This window comes from Spiribacter sp. SSL99 (assembly GCF_009805925.1).
GTDB lineage: Bacteria > Pseudomonadota > Gammaproteobacteria > Nitrococcales > Nitrococcaceae > Spiribacter > Spiribacter roseus.
On sequence record NZ_MAOM01000020.1, the window covers coordinates 73,088 to 92,369 of the forward strand.

22 protein-coding genes, 1 tRNA gene and 1 riboswitch are annotated in these 19,282 nt (G+C 64.5%); of the genes, 18 read left to right on the forward strand and 5 right to left on the reverse strand.

The genetic code is table 11. The features are described from left to right. Positions 1–3: 3 nt before the first annotated feature. Complete coding sequence (locus tag BA899_RS08645; protein ID WP_148121530.1) at positions 4–900, reverse strand: dihydrodipicolinate synthase family protein; 897 nt, start codon at positions 898–900, stop codon at positions 4–6. A 92-nt stretch (positions 901–992) separates the two neighbouring features. Here BA899_RS08645 and BA899_RS08650 point away from each other — a divergent pair, with 92 nt between their 5' ends. From BA899_RS08650 to BA899_RS08695, 10 genes are all read left to right on the forward strand, one after another. Beyond that, positions 993–1,673 carry a GntR family transcriptional regulator gene (locus BA899_RS08650; protein ID WP_069133866.1) on the forward strand — a complete coding sequence of 227 codons (681 nt, stop codon included), beginning with the start codon at positions 993–995 and terminating at the stop codon, positions 1,671–1,673. 10 nt (positions 1,674–1,683) lie between these two features. Beyond that, the gene (locus tag BA899_RS08655; RefSeq protein WP_148121531.1) at positions 1,684–2,790 is read left to right on the forward strand and encodes a cis-3-hydroxy-L-proline dehydratase; all 1,107 of its coding nucleotides are present in this window, start codon (positions 1,684–1,686) and stop codon (positions 2,788–2,790) included. A 69-nt stretch (positions 2,791–2,859) separates the two neighbouring features. Then, entirely contained in the window at positions 2,860–3,978 is a 1,119-nt protein-coding gene (locus BA899_RS08660; RefSeq protein WP_159300355.1) for a branched-chain amino acid ABC transporter substrate-binding protein, read from the forward strand. Between the two features lie 74 nt (positions 3,979–4,052). Then, complete coding sequence (locus tag BA899_RS08665) at positions 4,053–4,967, forward strand: branched-chain amino acid ABC transporter permease (RefSeq protein ID WP_144347020.1); 915 nt, start codon at positions 4,053–4,055, stop codon at positions 4,965–4,967. 2 nt (positions 4,968–4,969) lie between these two features. Beyond that, positions 4,970–5,941 carry a branched-chain amino acid ABC transporter permease gene (locus BA899_RS08670; protein ID WP_069133870.1) on the forward strand — a complete coding sequence of 324 codons (972 nt, stop codon included), beginning with the start codon at positions 4,970–4,972 and terminating at the stop codon, positions 5,939–5,941. A 16-nt stretch (positions 5,942–5,957) separates the two neighbouring features. Then, a complete protein-coding gene (locus BA899_RS08675; RefSeq protein WP_069133871.1) occupies positions 5,958–6,734 on the forward strand; it encodes an ABC transporter ATP-binding protein in 777 nt (258 codons plus the stop codon). Continuing rightward, positions 6,731–7,447, forward strand: coding sequence for an ABC transporter ATP-binding protein (locus tag BA899_RS08680; RefSeq protein WP_069133872.1), 717 nt, complete (start codon positions 6,731–6,733; stop codon positions 7,445–7,447). Before BA899_RS08675 ends, BA899_RS08680 begins: the two co-directional genes overlap by 4 nt. After that, entirely contained in the window at positions 7,447–8,721 is a 1,275-nt protein-coding gene (locus tag BA899_RS08685) for an FAD/NAD(P)-binding oxidoreductase (RefSeq protein WP_159300356.1), read from the forward strand. The genes BA899_RS08680 and BA899_RS08685 overlap by 1 nt, the downstream gene beginning before the upstream one ends. Continuing rightward, positions 8,708–9,850 (forward strand): FAD-binding oxidoreductase, encoded by a 1,143-nt coding sequence (locus tag BA899_RS08690; RefSeq protein ID WP_159300357.1) that lies wholly within the window; start codon positions 8,708–8,710, stop codon positions 9,848–9,850. Before BA899_RS08685 ends, BA899_RS08690 begins: the two co-directional genes overlap by 14 nt. Beyond that, a complete protein-coding gene (locus BA899_RS08695; protein ID WP_198515225.1) occupies positions 9,847–10,116 on the forward strand; it encodes a 2Fe-2S iron-sulfur cluster-binding protein in 270 nt (89 codons plus the stop codon). The genes BA899_RS08690 and BA899_RS08695 overlap by 4 nt, the downstream gene beginning before the upstream one ends. On the opposite strand, the gene BA899_RS08700 is transcribed toward BA899_RS08695, so the two are convergent. Further along, positions 10,105–10,178: transfer RNA gene (locus BA899_RS08700), tRNA-Gly, on the reverse strand. The genes BA899_RS08695 and BA899_RS08700 overlap by 12 nt on opposite strands. A gap of 46 nt (positions 10,179–10,224) precedes the next feature. On the opposite strand from BA899_RS08700, the gene thiS reads away from it, so the two are divergent. Genes thiS through trmB form a run of 3 tightly spaced genes read left to right on the forward strand, consistent with a single transcriptional unit; the run spans position 10,225 to position 11,941 of the window. Beyond that, a complete protein-coding gene (gene thiS, locus BA899_RS08705) occupies positions 10,225–10,446 on the forward strand; it encodes a sulfur carrier protein ThiS (protein ID WP_144347024.1) in 222 nt (73 codons plus the stop codon). Positions 10,447–10,463: 17 nt separating this feature from the next. Continuing rightward, the gene (locus BA899_RS08710; protein ID WP_069133877.1) at positions 10,464–11,261 is read left to right on the forward strand and encodes a thiazole synthase; all 798 of its coding nucleotides are present in this window, start codon (positions 10,464–10,466) and stop codon (positions 11,259–11,261) included. After that, positions 11,258–11,941 (forward strand): tRNA (guanosine(46)-N7)-methyltransferase TrmB, encoded by a 684-nt coding sequence (trmB, locus tag BA899_RS08715; RefSeq protein ID WP_159300358.1) that lies wholly within the window; start codon positions 11,258–11,260, stop codon positions 11,939–11,941. The genes BA899_RS08710 and trmB overlap by 4 nt, the downstream gene beginning before the upstream one ends. Here trmB and BA899_RS08720 read toward each other — a convergent pair whose 3' ends face one another. Then, a complete protein-coding gene (locus BA899_RS08720; protein WP_159300359.1) occupies positions 11,942–12,346 on the reverse strand; it encodes a type II toxin-antitoxin system VapC family toxin in 405 nt (134 codons plus the stop codon). Between the two features lie 2 nt (positions 12,347–12,348). Next, positions 12,349–12,588, reverse strand: coding sequence for an antitoxin (locus tag BA899_RS08725; RefSeq protein WP_159300360.1), 240 nt, complete (start codon positions 12,586–12,588; stop codon positions 12,349–12,351). Positions 12,589–12,764: 176 nt separating this feature from the next. Here BA899_RS08725 and BA899_RS08730 point away from each other — a divergent pair, with 176 nt between their 5' ends. The 5 genes from BA899_RS08730 (at position 12,765) to BA899_RS08750 (ending at position 18,758) form a co-directional block, all read left to right on the forward strand. Beyond that, a complete protein-coding gene (locus BA899_RS08730; RefSeq protein ID WP_159300361.1) occupies positions 12,765–13,928 on the forward strand; it encodes a Fic family protein in 1,164 nt (387 codons plus the stop codon). 32 nt (positions 13,929–13,960) lie between these two features. Then, positions 13,961–14,153: riboswitch (cobalamin riboswitch) on the forward strand. 144 nt (positions 14,154–14,297) lie between these two features. Beyond that, complete coding sequence (locus BA899_RS08735) at positions 14,298–16,157, forward strand: TonB-dependent siderophore receptor (RefSeq protein ID WP_159300362.1); 1,860 nt, start codon at positions 14,298–14,300, stop codon at positions 16,155–16,157. Then, positions 16,151–17,020, forward strand: coding sequence for an ABC transporter substrate-binding protein (locus BA899_RS08740; RefSeq protein ID WP_159300363.1), 870 nt, complete (start codon positions 16,151–16,153; stop codon positions 17,018–17,020). Before BA899_RS08735 ends, BA899_RS08740 begins: the two co-directional genes overlap by 7 nt. Further along, positions 17,017–18,000 carry an iron ABC transporter permease gene (locus BA899_RS08745; RefSeq protein WP_144347028.1) on the forward strand — a complete coding sequence of 328 codons (984 nt, stop codon included), beginning with the start codon at positions 17,017–17,019 and terminating at the stop codon, positions 17,998–18,000. Before BA899_RS08740 ends, BA899_RS08745 begins: the two co-directional genes overlap by 4 nt. Beyond that, complete coding sequence (locus tag BA899_RS08750) at positions 17,997–18,758, forward strand: ABC transporter ATP-binding protein (RefSeq protein WP_159300364.1); 762 nt, start codon at positions 17,997–17,999, stop codon at positions 18,756–18,758. The genes BA899_RS08745 and BA899_RS08750 overlap by 4 nt, the downstream gene beginning before the upstream one ends. Here BA899_RS08750 and BA899_RS08755 read toward each other — a convergent pair. Beyond that, entirely contained in the window at positions 18,731–19,273 is a 543-nt protein-coding gene (locus tag BA899_RS08755) for an ATP--cob(I)alamin adenosyltransferase (RefSeq protein WP_159300365.1), read from the reverse strand. The two genes, BA899_RS08750 and BA899_RS08755, sit on opposite strands and share 28 nt — an antisense overlap. Between the last annotated feature and the right edge of the window lie 9 nt (positions 19,274–19,282).

A 19,282-nucleotide genomic window follows, 5' to 3' on the forward strand; every position in this document is an offset into this window, starting at 1 on the left:
GGCTCAGACGGACGGCCGTGTCGCCAGGGCCTGCTCGATGACCGCCGTCACCCGAGCGCGCTCATCGCCGACCAGGGGCAGGCGGGGCAGGCGCACGGTCTCGCTGCCGCGACCGGCGATCTGCTCGGCGAGCTTGATCATCTGCACCAGCTTGGGGTCGGTGTCCATATGCAGCGAGTCCATCATCCAGCGGTACAGGTGCACCGCCGGCTCGATCCGCCCGGCCTGAAGATGGTCGTAGATCGCCACGCTTTCGCGCGGATAGACGTTGGCGAAGCCGGATACCCAGCCAATCGCGCCCACCACCATGCACTCCAGCGCGACATCGTCCACGCCCGCCATGATCGCCAGCGCATCCGGCGCCCGGTTGATGAGGTCGTTGATCCGGCGCGGGTCTTCGGAGGACTCCTTGACGGCGACGATGCCCGGTGTCCGGGACAGCTCGACGAGGGTTTCCGGGTCGATGTCGATGCCGTACGAGGCCGGGTTGTTGTAGATCATCGCCGGCAGCGAACAGGCATTGGCGACCGTGCTGATGTGGTGGACGATTTCGCCCCGGTCCGCCTTGTACACCATCGCCGGCAGGATCATGATGCCATCGGCGCCAATGGCCTCAACATCGCGCGCATAGCGGCAGGCCGCCTCGGTGGTGAACTCGGCCACGCCGCAGATCACCGGCACCCGGCCGGCACTGACCCGGCAGGCCGCGCGGATGACCTCGCGTTTTTCCTCGTCGGACAGCGAGGTGTTCTCGCCACAGGTGCCCAGCATGACCAGGCCATGCACACCATCGCGGATGAGGTTGTCGACGACCTGTTCCGTCGCCGCGACATCGAGGCTGTGATCGGGATGGAACTGCGTGGTGACTGCTGGGTAGATGCCGCGCCAATCGGGAATCATGGGTCTGCTCCTCCTGTGGGTGATGACCGCCTTTCGGTCGGCCATTGTATATTGTATAAAGTTATCCTTCGGGATAGGGATGGTCAACGACAATGAATCTGCAGAGTAGTAGCGGCCGGCAGACAGTGGCCGGGATGCTGGTCAGCGAGATGCGCGAGCGCATCCTCACCCTGGAGTTTCCCGAGGGAGCCCCCCTGCGCCAGGACACCCTTGCCGCCGAATTCGGGGTCAGCCGGATCCCGCTGCGCGAGGCGCTTCTGCAGCTTGAAGGCGAGGGGCTGGTCACACAGACCGCCCATAAGGGCTACGCGGTCAGCGTGCTATCGCTTGAGGAGATCCGCGAGATCTTTGATCTGCGCGCCCTGATCGAGGTGGACCTGCTCCAGCGCGCCCTGCCGCACATCACCTCCGAGGTCATCGCCGAAGCCCGTCAGGTGCTCGCCCAGTTCGACGAGAACCTGGCCGCGCCTTCGGCCGAGCGCCAGTGGGGCCACTTCAACTGGCGCCTGCATGCCACGCTCTGCGCGCCGGCGGGCCGTCACCGCAGCCTCGACATCCTGCGCAAGCTGCACCGCAATGCCGACCGTTACCTGCGTCTGCAGCTCAATCTCTCGGATCACAACAATGCCCGTGCCCGCGAAGAGCACGACCGCCTGGTCACCCTCTGCGAGGAGCGCGATAACGCCGAGGCCAGCCGCCTGCTGAACGAGCACATCCTCGCCGCGCGCGACGATCTGCTCGACTTCCTGTCGGTGCGCCGGGCCAATGACTGAGGGGAGTGCGATGAAGATAACCGCGATCAATGTCTACCAGGTCGATCTGCCGCTGCACGAAGGCCGCTATGCCTGGTCCGGCGGCAACAGCGTCGACGTGTTCGACAGCACCGTGGTGGAGATCGAGACCGATGCCGGCCTGACCGGCGTTGGCGAGGTCTGCCCGCTGGGCCCGGCCTATCTGCCGGCCTACGCCGCCGGCGCCCGCGCCGGGTTGCAGCAGCTGGCCCCCGGGCTGCTGGGCATGGACCCGACCCGCCCGATGCAGATCAGCCATCATCTGGATGCCGCCCTGCGCGGGCATCCCTACGTCAAATCGCCCATCGACATGGCCTGCTGGGACCTGTTGGGCAAGGCCACCGGTCAGCCGGTCTGCCACCTTCTGGGGGGCCGATATGGCGAGACCATCAGCCTCTATCGCGCCATTTCCCAGCAAAGCCCCGAGCAGATGGCCGAGCGCTGCCGCGAGTACCAGGCCCAGGGCTATCGCCGCTTCCAGCTCAAGGTGGGCGGCGATCCGGATACCGACATCGACCGCATTCACGCCTGCGCGGCGGTCATGCGCCGGGGGGACACACTGGTGGCCGATGCCAACACCGGCTGGAGCCAGTACGCCGCGCTGCGTGTGGCCGCGGCGGTGGCCGATCTCGATGTCGCCATCGAGCAGCCCTGCGCCGACTATCGCAGCTGTCTGCAGGTGCGGCGGGCGACGGCCCGGCCGTTCGTGCTGGATGAGTCGGTGGACGGGATGGCGTGGTTATTGCAAGCGATCAACGATGGAGCAATGGACGCGGTCAACATCAAGATTGCCAAGGTGGGAGGACTCACCCGGGCCCATCGGATGCGCGATGTGTGTATGGAATCGGGGATCGTGATGACCCTGGAGGACACCTGGGGCGGCGATGTGGCCACCGCGGCCATTGCCCATCTGGCCCATTCGACGCCCGAGGCGGCGCGCTTTTCCGTCACCGATTTCAACAGCTACGTCACCCGGGCGTTCGCCCTGGGGGCCCCGCAGCGTCGCGGGGGCGAGATGGCCGCATCCACTGCCCCCGGGTTGGGCGTGAGCCTGGATTACTCGGTGCTCGGTGCCCCGATATGGCGCACCGCAGCGTAGGTAATGCTTGCGCGAAGGGTCACGATCGTCTAAACCGTAAACTGTATACAATTTTTGGAGGCTCATCCGATGAAAATCACAATCACCGCAATCGCCACGACCGTCGCCCTGGGCGTGGGTCTGGGCGGGGCCGCGCAGGCCCAGGACGATGCCATTGTCATCGGCGTGCAGGTGCCCACCACGGGCTCCGAGGCGACCTACGGTCAGGACATGTACAACGCCGCTGAACTGGCGGCCGAAGAGATCAACGCCGACGGCGGCCTGCTGGGCCGGCAGATCGAGTTGATCAACGGCGACTCGGCCTGCGATCCCCAGCAGTCCGTCAACGCCGCCGGCAACCTGGTCTCGCGCGATGTCCTGGGCATCGTCGGGGGGTATTGCTCGGGCGCCACGATGCCGACCCTCAAGACCTACGGCGACGAGGGCCTGCCGTTCGTGATCACCGCGTCGAACTCCACCCAGCTCATCCCCGCCAACCCCGGCAATGCCTTCATGATCAACTCCACCGGGGCGGATCAGTCGAAAAAGGCGGCCGAGTTCTTCGAGTCACAGGGCATTGAGCGCCTGGCCGTGATCGATCAGGGCGATTCGTACTCGCAGGACCTGGCCGACCTGACCGTTGAGCGCTGGGAGGCGATGGGCCACGAGGTGGTCACCCGCGAGACGGTCAACAAGGGCGAGCAGGACTTTTCGGCCGTGGTCAGCAACGTGCGCTCGAGCGGTGCCGAGGCGGTGTTCTGGACGGCCTACTACGCCGATGGCGGCCTGATGATCCGCCAGCTCCGTCAGGGCGGTTTCCGCGGCATGATCGCCGTGGGTGATGGCTCCAACTCGCCGCAGCTCTTCGAGATCGCCGGTGGCGCGGCCGAGGGCGTGTTCGCCTTCTCCAACCCCACCGCCGAGTTCCTGCCCGCCGCGGCGGACTTCATCGACGACTACGAGGCCGAGTACGGCCAGAGCCCGGGTCCCTACGCCCCGCTCAACTACGACGGCCTCAAGCTGCTCGCCTGGGCCATGGAGACCGCCGGGACGACCGATTCGGCGGCCGTGATCGACGTGCTCGAGTCGACGGACGGGCAGTCGTGGCTGACCGGCCCGATCCGCTTCACCGACGAGAACACGCTGGCCCGCAGCAACTTCATCATCCTCGAGGGCGAAAACGGCGCCTGGACGTTCTTCGAAAACTAACGGGCTGAATCGCGGCGCGGGCCCGGCGCGGGCCCGCGCCGCTTCATTCAGGCAGAGTCAACGGGGGGCTTGGCATGCCGGCCTTTGAGACATTCCTCCAGGCCATCGTCAACGGCCTGGTGCTGGGATCCTTTTACGCGCTGATCGCGCTTGGCTACACCATGATTTTCGGTGTGATCAAGCTCCTGAACTTCGCCCATGGCGATGTCTATATGGTGGGCGCGTTCGTCGGCTTCGGCGTGCTCTCACTGATCTCGGGCGTTGTCGGGGCGGGCTGGTTCGGCCTTGGCATTGCCATTCTGGTTTCCATGATCGCGGTCGGCTGTCTCGGCGTGATCATTCAGCGGGTCGCCTATCAGCCGATGCTCTCGGCGCCGCGGCTCTCGATCCTGATTACCGCGCTGGCGGTCTCGCTGGTGCTGCAGAACAGCGCCCTCAGCCTGACCGACGGCAAGTACACGGCGTTCCGCACCGACCTCGGCTTTGGCGGGTTTGAATTCGGACGCCTTTTCATCAGCCACCAGGCCGTGGTGCTGGTGGCCATCGCCGGACTGCTCATGATCGCGCTCGAGCTGTTCGTGAGCCGGACAATGTATGGCCGCGCCATGCGCGCAGTATCCATCGACAAGGACATGTGCCGGCTGTTGGGGATCAACGTCTCGCGGGTCGTCGCCATCACCTTTCTGATCGGCTCGGGGCTCGCGGCCGCCGCCGGCACCATGGCGGGCGCCTACTACGGCAGCATCTGGTATTTCATGGGCTTTCTCATCGGCCTCAAGGCGTTCACCGCCGCGGTGATCGGCGGTATCGGCAGCATTACCGGGGCCATGCTGGGCGGTCTCATCCTGGGCCTGCTCGAATCCTTCGGCACCCTGGTGCCGTGGATTGGTAGCGAGTGGAAGGATGTATTTACCTTCTCGATCCTCATTCTCGTGCTCGTGTTCAAACCCACGGGCCTGCTGGGCAAATCAGAAGTGGAGCGGATGTAGCGATGAGTACCGCAACGGGCACAACGACCGGTCTGGTCGACCGCCTCTACGCCGCCTTCGACAGCCCTCGGCGGCAGATGCTGCTGATGGTGGCCATCGTGGTGGTGATGGCCGTGCTGCCAATGCTGATGGGGCGTTATGCGACCACCATCATGACCAACGCGCTGCTGTATGTGGTGCTCGCGCTGGGGCTCAACATCGTGGTGGGCTATGCCGGGCTGCTGGATCTCGGCTATGCCGCCTTCTTTGCGGTGGGTGCGTATAGCATCGGCATCCTCACCGTGCAGTTCGACTGGAATTTCTGGCTGGCCATTCCGCCGGCACTGGTCGCGGCCTGCATGGCCGGAGTGATCATCGGCGGGCCGACCCTGCGACTGCGCAGTGACTACCTGGCCATCGTGACCCTGGGGTTCGGCGAGATCGTGCGCTTCAGCGCGCGCAACCTCGAAATCACCGGCCGTGCCAGTGGCCTGTCGAACATCCCCGAGCCGAATTTCTTCGGCTATGTGATCAACAGCTACGTCGATTTCTACTATGTATTCCTGCTGCTGGCCGTGATCGCGGTCATCGCCAGCCATCGGCTCTATCACTCGCGGCTGGGACGGGCATGGCTGTACGTGCGGCATGACGAGGACGCGGCCGAGGCCATGGGTATCAATCGGGTGCGGGTCAAGCTGGCCGCCTACGTCACCGGATCGGTGTTCGGGGCCGTTGGCGGGATCTTCTTCTCGGTCAACCTGGGCGCCATTTCCCCGGAGAGCTTCAGTTTCGAGCAGTCGGTGCTGATCCTCATGGCGGTGATCCTGGGCGGCATGGGCAAGATCCCTGGGGTGATCCTGGGCGCGTTCATCATCATCCTCGGCCCCGAGCTGCTGCGCGAGCTCGGCGAGCTGCGGCTGTTGCTGTTCGCGGTGGTCATGCTGCTGATCATGCTGCTGCGGCCCAGCGGCATCTGGCCCGAACGGCGTCATTAAAGCGAAGGAGTGACGGATGCTGCTCAATCTTGAACAAGTCACGCTGCGCTTTGCCGGCAACACCGTGCTCGATAAGGTCGACTTCGGCGTCGAGGCGAATACGCTGGCCAGCCTGATCGGGCCCAACGGCGCGGGTAAGACCTCGCTGTTCAACTCCATCACCGGCTTCTACCGGCCCCAGGAGGGGCGTATCGAGTTCGCCGGCGAGCGCGTGCTGCGGCGCAAGCCCCACAAGGTCACCCAGCTCGGCATCGCCCGCACCTTTCAGAATGTGCGCCTGTTCCGCGAGATGTCGGTGATGGAAAACGTCATGGCGGGCATGCACTGCCGCACCCGCGCGGGGGCCTTTGGCGCCGTGTTGCGCACCCCCGGCCAGCGCGCCGAGGAGCGCTATATCGCCGAAGTGGCCCACGACTGCATGCGTTTTGTGGGCGTCGATGAATACGCCGACCGCCTTGCCACCAACCTGGCCTATGGCTATCAGCGCCTGGTGGAAATCGCCCGGGCGCTGGCGACGCAGCCGCGGCTGATCCTGCTGGATGAGCCCGCGGCCGGGCTGAATGCCACCGAGAAGGCCTCGCTGATCGAACTGATCCGGCGTATCCGTGACGAGCGCGGCATCGCGGTGCTGCTCATCGAGCATGACATGGGGTTAGTGATGCAGGTCTCGGAGCGCATCAATGTGCTCGATTACGGCCGTATCATCGCCAATGGCAACGCCGAGGAGATCAAGAACAACCCCCGGGTCATCGAAGCCTATCTGGGGCAGGAAGACGAGGAGATGGTGCTGTGACAGAGCCGGTCCTTCGTGTGGAGCAGGTCGAGTCGTTCTACGGCAAGATCCAGGCGCTCCGCGGTATCGACATCGAGGTGGCCCCCGGCCAGATCATCGCCGTGCTGGGCAGCAACGGCGCCGGCAAGACCACGACGCTCAAGACCATCTCGGGACTGGTGCGTGCCCAGGTCGGCCGGATCCACTTTGACGGTGAGGACATCACCCGTCTGCCCCCGCATGAGATCGCCCGCAAGGGCGTGGTGCATGTGCCCGAGGGCCGGCATATCCTCAAGGGCCTGAGCGTGCAGGAAAACCTCGAGCTCGGCAGCTTCACGGTCCGCGACCCCGCGGTGCGGCGTGAGCGCATGGCGGATGTGTTCGAGCGCTTCCCGATCCTCTCCGAGCGGCGTCACCAGGACGGCTCGCTGCTCTCCGGTGGCGAGCAGCAGATGCTGGCCCTGGGACGGGCGCTGATGCATGGCCCGCGGGTGCTGCTGCTTGATGAGCCGTCGATGGGGCTCGCGCCCAAGCTGGTCACCCAGACCATGCGCATCGTCAAACAACTCAACGAGGCGGGCACCACCATCCTGCTCGTCGAGCAGAATGTGCGCCTCGCGCTCAAGATCGCGCACTATGCGTATGTCCTCGAGAACGGCGAAATCCACAACCAGGGGAAGGCTTCGGCGCTTGCCGAGGACGAGAGCATCGTCCAGGCCTATCTGGGGGCCTGATGCGGGTGGCGATCGTGGGTACTGGCCCGGCCGGCGCGGCGGCGGCCCGGGGGCTGATCGGCCGCGGCGTGGCGGTGACGCTGTTTGATGAGCAGCCCCGCAGCGGCGGCAATATCAGCCGGATCCGGGCAACGGAAGCCGCCACGCCCCTCGAGACCCTCGCCCGCGCCTCAGCGGAAGTGGAGCTGCATACCGCCACGCGGGTGCTGTCCACCGAGGCCGGCGGCCGGGTCTGGTTTGATGCCGGTGACGGCGCCGAGGCGCGGGACTTTGACGCCGTCGTGCTCGCCTGCGGGGCCTATGATGTCCACGACCCCATCCCCGGGCTGCCCGCGCCGAGGGTCAGTAGCGCCGGCGCCCTGCAGGCCCTGCTCAAGGGTCAGGGCCTGGTCCCCGAGGGGCCGGTGGTCATCGCCGGCAGCGGACCGTTTCTGGGAGTGGTCGCCGCCGGCTTGGTGCGTGCCGGTGTGCCGGTCACGCAGGTGCTGGATCGGCTGCGTCTGAGCGACTATTTTCGCCTGGCCCCCTGGGGCGCCGGCATCCCCGGCAACAGCCTGGAGTTTCTGCAGACCCGCTGGCAGCTGGCCCGGGCCGGGGTCGCGATGCGGCATGGTGTGGCGGTGACCGCTGTGGGCGACAATCAGTTGACCACCGATCAGGGCGAGACCATCGGCTTTGGTCATCTGGGCCTCACCGAGCGCTTCATCCCCCAGACCCAGCTGGCGCGGACCGCCGGCTGCGGCCTTGAGTACGATCCCGTGGGCGGTTACTGGCGGGTGGTGACCGATGCCCGCGGGCGCACCGATCGCCCGGGTATTTACGTGATCGGCGAAGGCCAGGGCGTGCGCGGCTGGCGGCATGCCCGACTATCCGGTGAGCGGGTGGCCCCGGCGGTGGCCGCGGATCTGGCGGGTCAGCCCCTCAAGGCCCGCGACAATGGCCTGCGGCGGCGCTTTCTGATCGGGTTCGGCCGCGCGCTTGAATACCGGCAGTCGCGGCGGGCCGCCACCCGACCCGCCGCCGAGGCGGTCATCTGCCCCTGTGAAGGGACCCGGGTGGGCGCCGTTGACGAGGCCGTCTCGCTGGGTCTGGCCGACCTGTCATCGATCAAGGTGGTGACGCGTTGCGGCATGGGCCCCTGTCAGGGCCGCTACTGCGAGCCGCAGGTGACGGCGCGCATCCGTGCCGCCGGTGCCACGCCCCGGGGAGCGCTCAATCAGCGTGCTTTCTCGCGACCGGTCCGTGTGGGGGAGGTGATCGATGGAACGGGTTGATGCGCTGGTGGTCGGCAGCGGGATCATCGGCAGTTTCGTCGCCCTGGCGTTGCGCGAGCGGGGCCTCGAGGTGATGGTCGTCGATCGCGGGGGACTTGCGCCGGGGACATCGCGCAGCAGTGACGGCAACCTTCTGTGCTCGGATAAATCCCCCGGGCTGATGCTGGATCTCTCGCGCCGCAGCCTGGACGCATGGCACCGCTTCGCCGAGCGCTATGGCAATGACTGCGAATTCGATCCCAAGGGGGCGACGGTGGTGGCACGCTCGGCGGATGAGGCCCGGGGCCTGAAGGCGCTGGTGGCCGAGCATCAGGCCCGCGGCATCGACTGCCGGTTTCTCGACAGCGGCTGGCACGCCCTTGAGCCGCACCTTGGCCCGGAAACCGTGGCCGTCGGCAACTGGCCGAACGACGCCCAGGTGCAGCCCATGCTGGCCTGCTACCAGATCGCGCGGATCCTGCGTGATCAAGGGGTGACCTATCGGTTCTATGAGGGCATCGACCGGCTTGAACCGCGCGACGATGGCGTGACCGTCACCCTGGACGGGGGTGATCGCATCGAGGCCGGCCACGTCGCGCTATGCACGGGGGTCTGGACGCCCGAGATCCTCGCGCCGCTGGGTCTGTCCGTGCCGGTACAGCCGCGCAAAGGGCATATCGCCGTGCTCGAGCGGGGTGATGTGGTGGTCAACTCGAAGATCGCCGATTTTGGCTACCAGGCCGCCGCCGAGAGCACCGAGGTGGACGAGACCGCGGTCCAGACTGCCGCCATCATCGAGGCCACGCGCAGCGGCACCATCCTCTGCGGCAGCTCGCGCGAATTTGCCGGTTTCGACATGGCGGTCAATATGCAGACCGTCCAGCAGCTGCTGGCCGACTGCGTGCGCATCGTCCCCGACCTGGCCCGCCTGCGGGTGATCCGCGGCTATGCCGGTCTGCGACCGTTTTCGCCCGACGGCCATCCGCTGATCGGTCCGGTGCCCGGCGCGGACCGACTCATCGTGGCGACCGGCCACGAAGGGGCCGGCCATGGGCTGGCGGCGGTGACCGGCGATCTGGTGGCCGCCTGCGTGGCCGACGGCGATACCCACCCCTATGAGGGCCGCCTGCACCCGGAGCGGTTTCAATGACGGGGCCGGGGTTTCGTTGTCTGGAGGCGGCGGGCGAAGGGATGCATGTCGAGATTGACGGCCGGTCGGTCGAGATACCCCGTGGGGTGAGCGTGCTGGGTGCGCTGCTGTTGCAGGCGGATCAGGGTCAGCGGCCGGACTGGTTCTGCGCCATCGGCCAGTGTCAGCGCTGTCGGGTGCGGGTCAATGGCCACGAGACGACGGCCTGCCAGGCTTATCCGGCACCCGGTGATCGCATCGAGACACCAAAGGGATGGAGCGGCTGACCGGGATCGAACCGGCATCACTGCCTTGGGAGGGCAGCGCTCTACCATTGAGCTACAGCCGCGCTGCGGGATCATTATATCGCTGGATGGCTGCGGTACAATGGCGGTATGAACGCAAACGACCCCCAGATCACCCTGTATGTGAACGGCGAGGCCCGATCGGTGCCGGCCGAGACTACCGTTGCCCGGTTGGTGGAGTCCCTTGAGCTCGGCCAGCGGCGGATCGCCATCGAGCTGAATGGCGAGGTCGTCCCGCGCAGCGAGCACGCCAGCCGATCCCTCAACGACCAGGACCGTATTGAAATCATCCGCGCCATCGGCGGCGGGTGAATGACCAAGAGGCAAGCATGACGCAGCAGCAACCACTGACCATCGCGGGGCACAGCTACCAGTCCCGCCTGCTGATCGGTACCGGCAAATACCGGGACATGGCCCAGGCCGGCGAAGCCATTCGCGCCAGCGGGGCCGAGATCGTGACCGTCGCGATCCGGCGCACCAACATCGGCCAGAATGCCGACGAGGAAAACCTGCTTGATGTCGTCCCGCCCAGCGAGTTCACCATCTTGCCCAACACCGCGGGCTGTTATACCGCCGATGATGCCGTGCGCGTCTGCCGGCTGGCCCGCGAGCTGCTGGATGGGCACGACCTGGTCAAGCTCGAGGTGCTGGGTGATCCCCAGACCCTCTATCCCGACATCCCCGCCACGCTCGAGGCCGCCGAGCGTCTGGTGGCCGATGGCTTCAAGGTGATGGTGTATACCAGTGACGACCCGATCATCGCCCGGCGGCTCGAGGAGATGGGCTGCGTGGCGGTGATGCCACTGGCCTCGCCGATCGGCTCCGGGCTGGGCATCCAGAACCGCTACAACCTGCTGACCATCCTCGAGAATGCCTCGGTGCCGATCATCGTCGACGCCGGCGTGGGAACCGCCTCGGATGCGGCGGTGGCCATGGAGCTGGGCGCCGATGGCGTGCTGCTCAACACCGCCGTTGCCGCGGCGCAGGAACCGGTGCTGATGGCCTCGGCCATGCGCAAGGGGATCGAGGCGGGCCGTGAAGCCTACCTGGCCGGGCGCATGCCGATGCGCCGGTTTGCATCCGCCAGCTCGCCGCTGGAGGGCACCTTCTGGCAAGGCCGCCAGTGAGCACGACCGGTTACCGACCGATCCGCAGTTTTGTCCGGCGCGAGGGTCGCCTGACCGCCGGCCAGCAGCGGGCGCTTGATGAGTTATATCCGCGCTACGGCGTCGACTGGTCGGGCGGCAGGATCGATGTGGCGGCAGGCTTCGAGCGCCCCGCGCCCCTAGTGCTGGACATCGGTTTTGGCGACGGCGACGCACTGGCGGAGATTGCTGCCGCCCATCCCGATCGCAATTACCTTGGCGTCGAGGTGTATCGCACCGGCACGGGCCGACTGCTGCGCCGTATTGAATCGGAAGGCCTGACCAACCTCCGCGTACTGCTCGCCGATGCCAGTGAGCTGCTGCGCGACGGCCTGGCCCCGGTATCGCTCGCGGGGGTGCAGCTGTTCTTCCCCGATCCGTGGACCAAAAAACGCCATCACAAGCGCCGGATCGTGCAGGCCGAATGGCTGGCGCGGGTGGCGGACCGCCTGCAGCCCGGCGGCTTTCTGCATATGGCCACCGACTGGGCGGACTATGCCGAATGGATGCTGTCGCTGAGCGACGCCGAGCCGCGCCTCGAAAACCCCTATGGCGGCTATGCGCCCGATGCCGGTGATCGGCCCGAGACCCGCTTCGAGCGCCGCGGCCGACGCAAGGGGCATGAGGTGTACGACCTTATCCTGCAGCGGGTGGATGTGTGATCAACCCAACCAGTTCTCCACCATAAGCCCGGGAATTCGCCGAAACTCGCGTTCATTGGCGGTTACAACCGTCATTCCCAGCGAGCGCGCGTGAGCCCCGATCAGCATATCGTTCGGGCCGATGACGCTGCCGTTGGATTCAAGGTGATGTCGAACCTTGGCATATTCGACATCAACAGGTTGATCGAGCGGCAGAATCTCGATCGCCGAGAGGACTGCATCAACCTGCTTCTGGAGGCGTTCAGAGCCGGCCTTGCGAGCGCCAAACTGAAGCTCGCTGCTGACCACAATGCTGGTGCAGACAGCATGTCCGCCCACATCGATAATCTTTTGTGCCGTGGAGCCGTGGGGATGACGGACAAGCGCAGAAATGATGTTCGTGTCGAGCAGATACGATCGAGCCACCGCTAGAGCGTCACATCTTCGGCAGCGGGAAGCCGCTCATCCACATCGGGAAACTCCATTTCGAGGTCTTCAAGCTCAGTGAGTACATCAATGAGCCCTTTTTTCGTCACCGGCTCAATGATCAGATGATCTCCTTCCTTGCGGAGAATGGCTTCCCGGCCCTCTAATTCGAACTCCTTGGGGATTCTTATCGCCTGGTTAGCGCCATTTCGGAAGAGTCGGACATGTCTTTCAATAGTCATCAGTTTACTCCTCATAACATATGTTCCAGCATATGTCTGGAGGAGCGCCATGTCAATCGGCCGACAGGTGCAACCGAGTGAGCCGCTGTTAACGAGCGCGTTATTAGTGGCGTGGGCTATTAACGAAAACGCCGTTTAGTGTTAATAGTGGAGACTCTGGAAAACGGAGCAAGGCCATGCGACGAGGGTTTTCGGGCGAGTACAGCACGAGGCAGCTCGGCGGAGAGACGGTGAACGCGTTCGTCCCGCAGCCGTTACCCCCGTGTCCCGCACCGGAGATCAGGGGGGCGCGCGCACGACGCCATGAGCAGGCACTACTGGCTTGCGGTCGACTGGATTCAATCACCCAGCTCCTCCCGGAGCCCGACCTGTTTCTCTATGCGTATATCCGCCGCGAAGCGCTTGTCTCCAGTCAGATCGAGGGGACCCAGTCTTCGTTGTCTGATCTGCTGCTCTTTGAGCTGGACGAGGTCCCGGGTGTTCCGTTTGATGATGTCGTTGAGGTCTCCAACTACATTGCGGCGATGAATCATGGGCTCGAACGGCTGAGAGGTGGATTCCCCTTATCCAACCGGCTCCTGTGCGAGATGCATGCGCGGTTGCTCGCCCGCGGTCGCGGCGCCCGGATGCAGCCCGGAGCATTCCGCCGATCACAGAACTGGATTGGCGGGACGCGGCCCGGAAACGCCCGTTTCGTCCCTGCGCCGCCTGAGTATGTGCAGGACGTGATGGCCTCGCTGGAGGCGTTTCTGCATGAGGAGGAGCTGCCTTTTTCGGCGTTGATCAAGGCTGCGCTCGCGCATGTACAGTTTGAGACGATCCATCCATTTCTCGACGGCAATGGCCGCATCGGTCGACTACTGATTGCGTTAACGCTTCATCAGGACGGGGTGTTGCGCGAGCCGCTGCTATATCTGAGCTTGTACCTCAAGCAGCACCGGATGACCTATTACGAGCTCCTCGATGGCGTGCGCTACGACGGGGACTGGGAGGCATGGCTGGATTTCTTCCTGGAGGGGGTGCAGGTCACCGCCACCGGCGCTGTCGACACGGCGGATCGGCTGGTGACGCTGTTCCGGGAGGATGCGCAACAGATTCAGAATCTTGGGCGGGCATCCGCCAATACCCTCCGGGTCTTCGACGCACTTCGTTCGCGTCCGGTGGCATCCATAAAAGACCTCCGGCGGCGTAGCGATCTCAGTGCGCCAACGGTTGGCCGGGCGGTTGATGCCCTCGAAGAGATGGGCGTTGTCGACGAGATCACGGGCCGTCAGCGTGATCGTGTCTATGTCTATCGCCGCTACCTGAATATCCTCAACGAGGGGGCCGAGCCGCTGTGAAGGGCCGCATTGAAGGCTTGATCCGTTTGCTGCAGACTAATAACTACTTTGGTTTGGGTGCCACGGCATCCGATTAAAAGGGAACGCAGTGCAAGACTGCGGCTGCCCCCGCAACTGTGAGCGGAGAGCGAAGCCCTGATATGCCACTGTCGCCACGGCGATGGGAAGGTGGGGCCAAGCGTTGACCCGCGAGCCAGGAGACCTGCCAGAGCGATCACCCATTTCCGGTGCGGGGCGCGCCAGGGAAGCGGCACTACCGCAGCGGTGACAGTCGCCGGTCTGCGGTGGGCTGTCCGATGAGGGCCTTCGCAGACCACGTGTGTCTGTCGGCGGGAGCCATCCCGCCCGAACGCCAAGGGCCTCAATCAAATGAACAAAGCGATCCCTCTGACCGCACTGGCGCTGGCCGCCGGTGTGTCGACGAACGTCTACGGGCAAACCAGCCAGACCACCGAGCTTGAACCGATCATCGTCTCCGGCGGCATATCGCCGGTGGCCGCGGATGAATTCGGCCGCTCGAACACCGTCATCACCCGGCGCGATATCGAAGACAGCGGCTACGCCACCGTCCAGCAGGCGCTTGAAGCGCAGCCGGGGGTTTCGATCAACGGGACGGGGCCGAATGATCGGCAGATTCGCATTCGCGGCGGTGAGGGTAACCACACGCTCGTGCTGATCGACGGCGTCCGCGCCGCTTCAGGCGATAACGAATTTGTCCTGCGCGGGCTGGACACGAGTTACATCCAGCGGATTGAAATCCTGCGGGGCCCGCAGTCGGTTCCCTATGGCACGGATGCCGCAACGGGTGTCGTCAATATCATCACACGCGAAGCGGGTGAAGGAGTCGGCTTCGGCGCGTCAGCCGAGTTTGGTGAAGGTGATCGTCAGAGTGCCTATGTCACCCGCGGCACTGAGAACAGCAAGCTGTCGCTATCGCTATCCAACCTGAACGACGAAGGCTATGACTTCAGCGGGAGCGGTGGTGAGAAGGACGGCACCCGCTGGGAATCAGCGATTGCGAAAGGTGCAGTAGATCTATCTCCTAGCGTAACGGCAGGGTTTAGTTTCCGTATCGCAGACGCTAAGTACGACTTCGATGAAACTAAGGATTACAGTCCTTTTAATAGCCCGGACACAAGCGCTGATGATATCAAGGGTTATGTTGAAGACGATCCCAACAAAGAGCGAAACCTAACCGAAAGGGCTGCTAGCAGTTACATCGAGGTCATGTCACCTGACGAAACGTACAGCCATAAACTTCGTGCTGATCAAACCTCTAATCTTACAGATAACTCATTGAGTGGTGACACAGAGACCGATGTTTTCAGTTATCGCTTCCAGGCGGCTATTGATGGCCACTCATTGGATTCCTCCAGTTCTCGATTGAGCTTTCTTGTCGAGAGTCGCACAGATGAGACCAACTACGCTGAAGACCGTCGGACTAATGATTCGCTAGCATTAGAGTACTCAGGATGGGCAACTGAGGACATCAGTCTTCAGTTAGGTGTTCGCTATAATAATAGCAATAAGTTTTCAAACTCCTTTGGTTGGAGTGCTGCGACAAGTTATTACCTGGAAGATGACTCCCGACTCCACTTTTCTGCGGGGCAGTCTACTGTTTATCCCGTTTCCCTTGAGTCGGAATTCGCTGATGTTGATATAGAGAAGAATCGCGGATTTGATATAGGCTTCGAAAAGCCAGTGCTCTCTGGCCGTGGAGTGCTTGACATCACCTACTTCAAGGAAGTTTTGGTCGACAAAATCGTCTACCCTAACCCATACAGCTTTACAGCGCAGAACTTGGATGGGGATACTGACCGCCAAGGAGTAGAATTACAGGGAGATTTTTCTCTCACTTCCACGCTTACTGTTGGCTTTGCCGTCACGCATGTCGAATCCGAGACGCCCGATGGAAAAACGGAAAATAGGCGCCCTCGTAATGAGGTGGGCATCAATGCCTTGTGGGAACTGCCTGCGATTGCCAGTTCGGTGTCCGGCAACCTGCGGTACGTCAATGGTCTTTACGACAACGAAAACTGGAAAGAAGGAGCACCGCAGGCGAGACTGCCTGACTTCACTGTTGTTAACCTGGCGGCTACTCATTCTTTAACGGATCATGTGGATCTGACTGCGCGCATCACCAACGCACTCGATGAGGACTATCAAGAGGTCTTAGGGTTCGCGACCCGTGATCGTGCCGCGTTTGTGGGTATCCGCACATCATGGTGATTCGGAGATGGCGCGATAGATTATCCGGGCTGCTGCTCCCGGCCGCGCTCTCCCTCGCCACGCCGGTGCTGGCGGCGGCGGACACGCCCCAGCGCGTCGTCTCCATGAACCTGTGCACTGATCAGCTCGCCATGCTGGTGGCGGGACCTGAGCAGTTGATCTCGGTGTCGTCCCTGTCTCAGGACCCTGCCAACTCGGCGATGGCGGATCGTGCCCGGCAGTATCCCGTCAACCATGGGCGGGCCGAGGAGATCCATGTCCTCGAGCCTGACCAGGTGATCGCCGGACGTTTCAGTGCCACGACCACCGTGTCGATGCTGCGGCGGCTGGACATCCCCGTCGCGGTGTTTGAGCCGGCGACCTCACTGGATGATGTGCGCGATAACCTGCGGCGGATGGGAAAAGTGCTGGGGCGATCCCAGCGGGCCGAGGCGCTGGTCGGGCAGTTTGATCGGCGCCTGAACGCCACCCGCGCTGCCAGAACGCCGGCGGACGGGGCGGATGCGGCGCTGTTCTTTCCCAACGGCTACACCCGCGGTGAAGAGACCCTCATCGGTGACATCGTCGAGACGGCGGGTTTCGACAATGTGGCGAGTGATCTGGGCGTGGCACGGGGGGCAATGCTGCCGCTGGAGCGGCTGGTGATGGCAGGCCCGGATCGGGTGATCACGGCCAGTCGGGGGCCGGGTTATTCGCGCTCGGAGGCGATCATGCAGCATCCGGTCCTCGAGGATATCGCACCGTTCGGCGTCCATCGGGGGCTGGGTAATGCTGACTGGGTCTGCGGGACGCCGCATGTCCTCGACGCCGTCGAGCGGATGGCATCCCTGCTCCAGCGCCCGGCTGGTGAGCCATCTCCATGACCCGATTGCTGGCGGTCCTCGGGGTTTTGCTGGTGGGGCTGTTCGGGGCGTCGCTGGTGGTTGGCCCGGCTCCGATTGGTCCGCTGAGCAGTCTTGAGGCGCTGTTCGACGGTGGGCAGACGCCGCTGTCACTGGTGATGCGTGAGATCCGTCTGCCGCGCGCCATTCTGGCGGTCATGGTGGGGGCCAGTCTTGGCCTGTCGGGGGCGGCGATGCAGGGCTACCTGCGTAACCCGCTGGCGGAACCGGGATTGTTGGGGATTTCCGGCAGCGCGGCGCTGGGGGCGGTGCTGGCCATCCAGACCGGGCTGGCAGCAGGTTTTGCCCTGGCGCTGCCGCTGGCGGCCCTCGCCGGCGCGTTGATCGGTGTGCTGCTGATCACCCTCCTGGCGGGTCGGCAGGGCGGCACGCTCAGCCTGATTCTGGCGGGGATCGCGATTTCGGCGCTTGCGAGTGCCCTGGTGTCACTGGTCCTCAACCTCTCCCCCAACCCGTTCGCCACCAGCGAGATCGTGTTCTGGATGATGGGATCACTCGCTGACCGCTCCATGCACCATGTCCTGCTGGCGCTGCCGTTCGTGCTGCTGGGCGCCCTCTTGCTGCTGACCCTGGGCCGGCCACTGGATGCGATGACGCTGGGCGAGGACACCGCTGAGGCGATGGGCATGCGGGTGCGCCGGGTGCGCTGGCGGCTGATCATCGGATCAGCACTGGTGGTGGGGGCCAGCACCGCCGTGGCCGGCACCATTGGTTTTGTCGGCCTGGTCGTTCCGCATCTGATCCGGCCCTGGGTGGGCGCAATGCCCGGTCGGCTGTTGGTCAGCAGCGCGCTGGGCGGGGCCGCCATGGTGCTGCTGGCCGATGTGCTGGTGCGGGTGATACTGCCGGCCTCAGACCTCAAGCTGGGTGTGGTGACGGCCCTGATCGGCGCGCCACTGTTTCTGCACTTGATCTACCAGACGCGACGGACGCTGGCATGAATGCCCTGACCATCCGCGATTTTTCGGTATCGCTGGGGGACGGACCGGTCCTTGAGCACGTCAATCTCCATATCCATCCCGGCGAGCTGGTCGGGTTGATCGGCCCCAACGGGGCGGGCAAGACCAGCCTGATGCGCGCGGCGCTGGGGCTGATCCCGGCCACCGGGCACTGTTCGCTGGCGGGTCTGGATGATCGCAGCCGCGCCCGGACTGTGGCCTGGATGCCCCAGGACCGCAGCGTCGCCTGGCCGATCAGCGTCGCGGCGCTCGTGATGCTGGGTCGGATGCCGCACCGGATGCCGGGTCAGCGCCCGAGTGCCCAGGATCATGAGCAGGTGGCCGCGGCGATCCGGCAGGTGGGCCTGGCCGGTTTCGAGCAGCGGGCGGTGACGCGGCTTTCAGCCGGTGAGCGCACCCGAGCACTGATTGCGCGCGCCCTGGCGCAGCAGACTCCCCTGGTCATGGCCGATGAGCCGATCGCGGGACTCGACCCGGCGCATCAGATCACCACCATGGAGACGTTTTCCGGGATTGCGGCCAGTGGCCGTTCAGTGCTCGTGTCGATGCACGATCTGGGGCTGGCGGCCCGTCACTGCACGCGGTTGATCCTGGTGGGAGAGGGGCGCGTGGTGGCCGACGGTACGCCCCATCAGGTGCTGACCGCCGATCACCTGGCCCGGATCTTTCATATTGAAGCGTTTCTGCGCTCCACCGATCACGGCCCGGTCTTTCAGTCGTTGCGCGTCCTCGGCCCGTAGCTTTTCGAGACGAACGCCACCTCGGTGTCGCCCCGCCGCTGGTTGATCACCAGAATCATAGCAAAAAACAGATTGCAGAGGATGTTGCAGAACCGCGGCAGGACATCGGGCACCTCGATCCCGGCCTCCTCGATGCGCACCATCTGCCGGATCGCCTTCTTGGCGCCGGAGCGGGCCAGGTTGAGGAATGGGACAGGCACGTCGCCGCGGGGCAGTACGAAGCCGTCGGCGCGGCCGTCGGCCTCGTTGCGATAATGGTCGAGCCGGGCCTTGGCCCAGGTCAGGTCCGCCTCCTGGATGGCCAGCCGGCCACGGATCGAGCCATTCAGGTGAAAGGCGAGGGGCTGGAGGGTGTCCAGATCGGCGTGCAGGTCGGTCATTTCCGCGGGCAGGCTCGAGAGCGCCGCGCCGATATTGCCGCAGAGCTCGTCGGTGATGACCTCGAAATCGCACAGTGGCGAGGTTTCGTGGATGAACGGGTAGCAGACTTCGTCAAGATCGGCGCTTCGTTGCATGGGTTATGT

What these genes read in the sequence shown, in the direction of transcription:
- BA899_RS08645 (WP_148121530.1), bottom strand. Translation starts at nt 900, where the DNA reads ATGATTCCCGATTGGCGCGGCATCTACCCAGCAGTCACCACGCAGTTC.
- BA899_RS08650 (WP_069133866.1), top strand. Translation starts at nt 993, where the DNA reads ATGAATCTGCAGAGTAGTAGCGGCCGGCAGACAGTGGCCGGGATGCTG.
- BA899_RS08655 (WP_148121531.1), top strand. Translation starts at nt 1,684, where the DNA reads ATGAAGATAACCGCGATCAATGTCTACCAGGTCGATCTGCCGCTGCAC.
- BA899_RS08660 (WP_159300355.1), top strand. Translation starts at nt 2,860, where the DNA reads ATGAAAATCACAATCACCGCAATCGCCACGACCGTCGCCCTGGGCGTG.
- BA899_RS08665 (WP_144347020.1), top strand. Translation starts at nt 4,053, where the DNA reads ATGCCGGCCTTTGAGACATTCCTCCAGGCCATCGTCAACGGCCTGGTG.
- BA899_RS08670 (WP_069133870.1), top strand. Translation starts at nt 4,970, where the DNA reads ATGAGTACCGCAACGGGCACAACGACCGGTCTGGTCGACCGCCTCTAC.
- BA899_RS08675 (WP_069133871.1), top strand. Translation starts at nt 5,958, where the DNA reads ATGCTGCTCAATCTTGAACAAGTCACGCTGCGCTTTGCCGGCAACACC.
- BA899_RS08685 (WP_159300356.1), top strand. Translation starts at nt 7,447, where the DNA reads ATGCGGGTGGCGATCGTGGGTACTGGCCCGGCCGGCGCGGCGGCGGCC.
- BA899_RS08690 (WP_159300357.1), top strand. Translation starts at nt 8,708, where the DNA reads ATGGAACGGGTTGATGCGCTGGTGGTCGGCAGCGGGATCATCGGCAGT.
- BA899_RS08695 (WP_198515225.1), top strand. Translation starts at nt 9,847, where the DNA reads ATGACGGGGCCGGGGTTTCGTTGTCTGGAGGCGGCGGGCGAAGGGATG.
- thiS (WP_144347024.1), top strand. Translation starts at nt 10,225, where the DNA reads ATGAACGCAAACGACCCCCAGATCACCCTGTATGTGAACGGCGAGGCC.
- BA899_RS08710 (WP_069133877.1), top strand. Translation starts at nt 10,464, where the DNA reads ATGACGCAGCAGCAACCACTGACCATCGCGGGGCACAGCTACCAGTCC.
- BA899_RS08725 (WP_159300360.1), bottom strand. Translation starts at nt 12,588, where the DNA reads ATGACTATTGAAAGACATGTCCGACTCTTCCGAAATGGCGCTAACCAG.
- BA899_RS08730 (WP_159300361.1), top strand. Translation starts at nt 12,765, where the DNA reads ATGCGACGAGGGTTTTCGGGCGAGTACAGCACGAGGCAGCTCGGCGGA.
- BA899_RS08735 (WP_159300362.1), top strand. Translation starts at nt 14,298, where the DNA reads ATGAACAAAGCGATCCCTCTGACCGCACTGGCGCTGGCCGCCGGTGTG.
- BA899_RS08740 (WP_159300363.1), top strand. Translation starts at nt 16,151, where the DNA reads ATGGTGATTCGGAGATGGCGCGATAGATTATCCGGGCTGCTGCTCCCG.
- BA899_RS08745 (WP_144347028.1), top strand. Translation starts at nt 17,017, where the DNA reads ATGACCCGATTGCTGGCGGTCCTCGGGGTTTTGCTGGTGGGGCTGTTC.
- BA899_RS08750 (WP_159300364.1), top strand. Translation starts at nt 17,997, where the DNA reads ATGAATGCCCTGACCATCCGCGATTTTTCGGTATCGCTGGGGGACGGA.
- BA899_RS08755 (WP_159300365.1), bottom strand. Translation starts at nt 19,273, where the DNA reads ATGCAACGAAGCGCCGATCTTGACGAAGTCTGCTACCCGTTCATCCAC.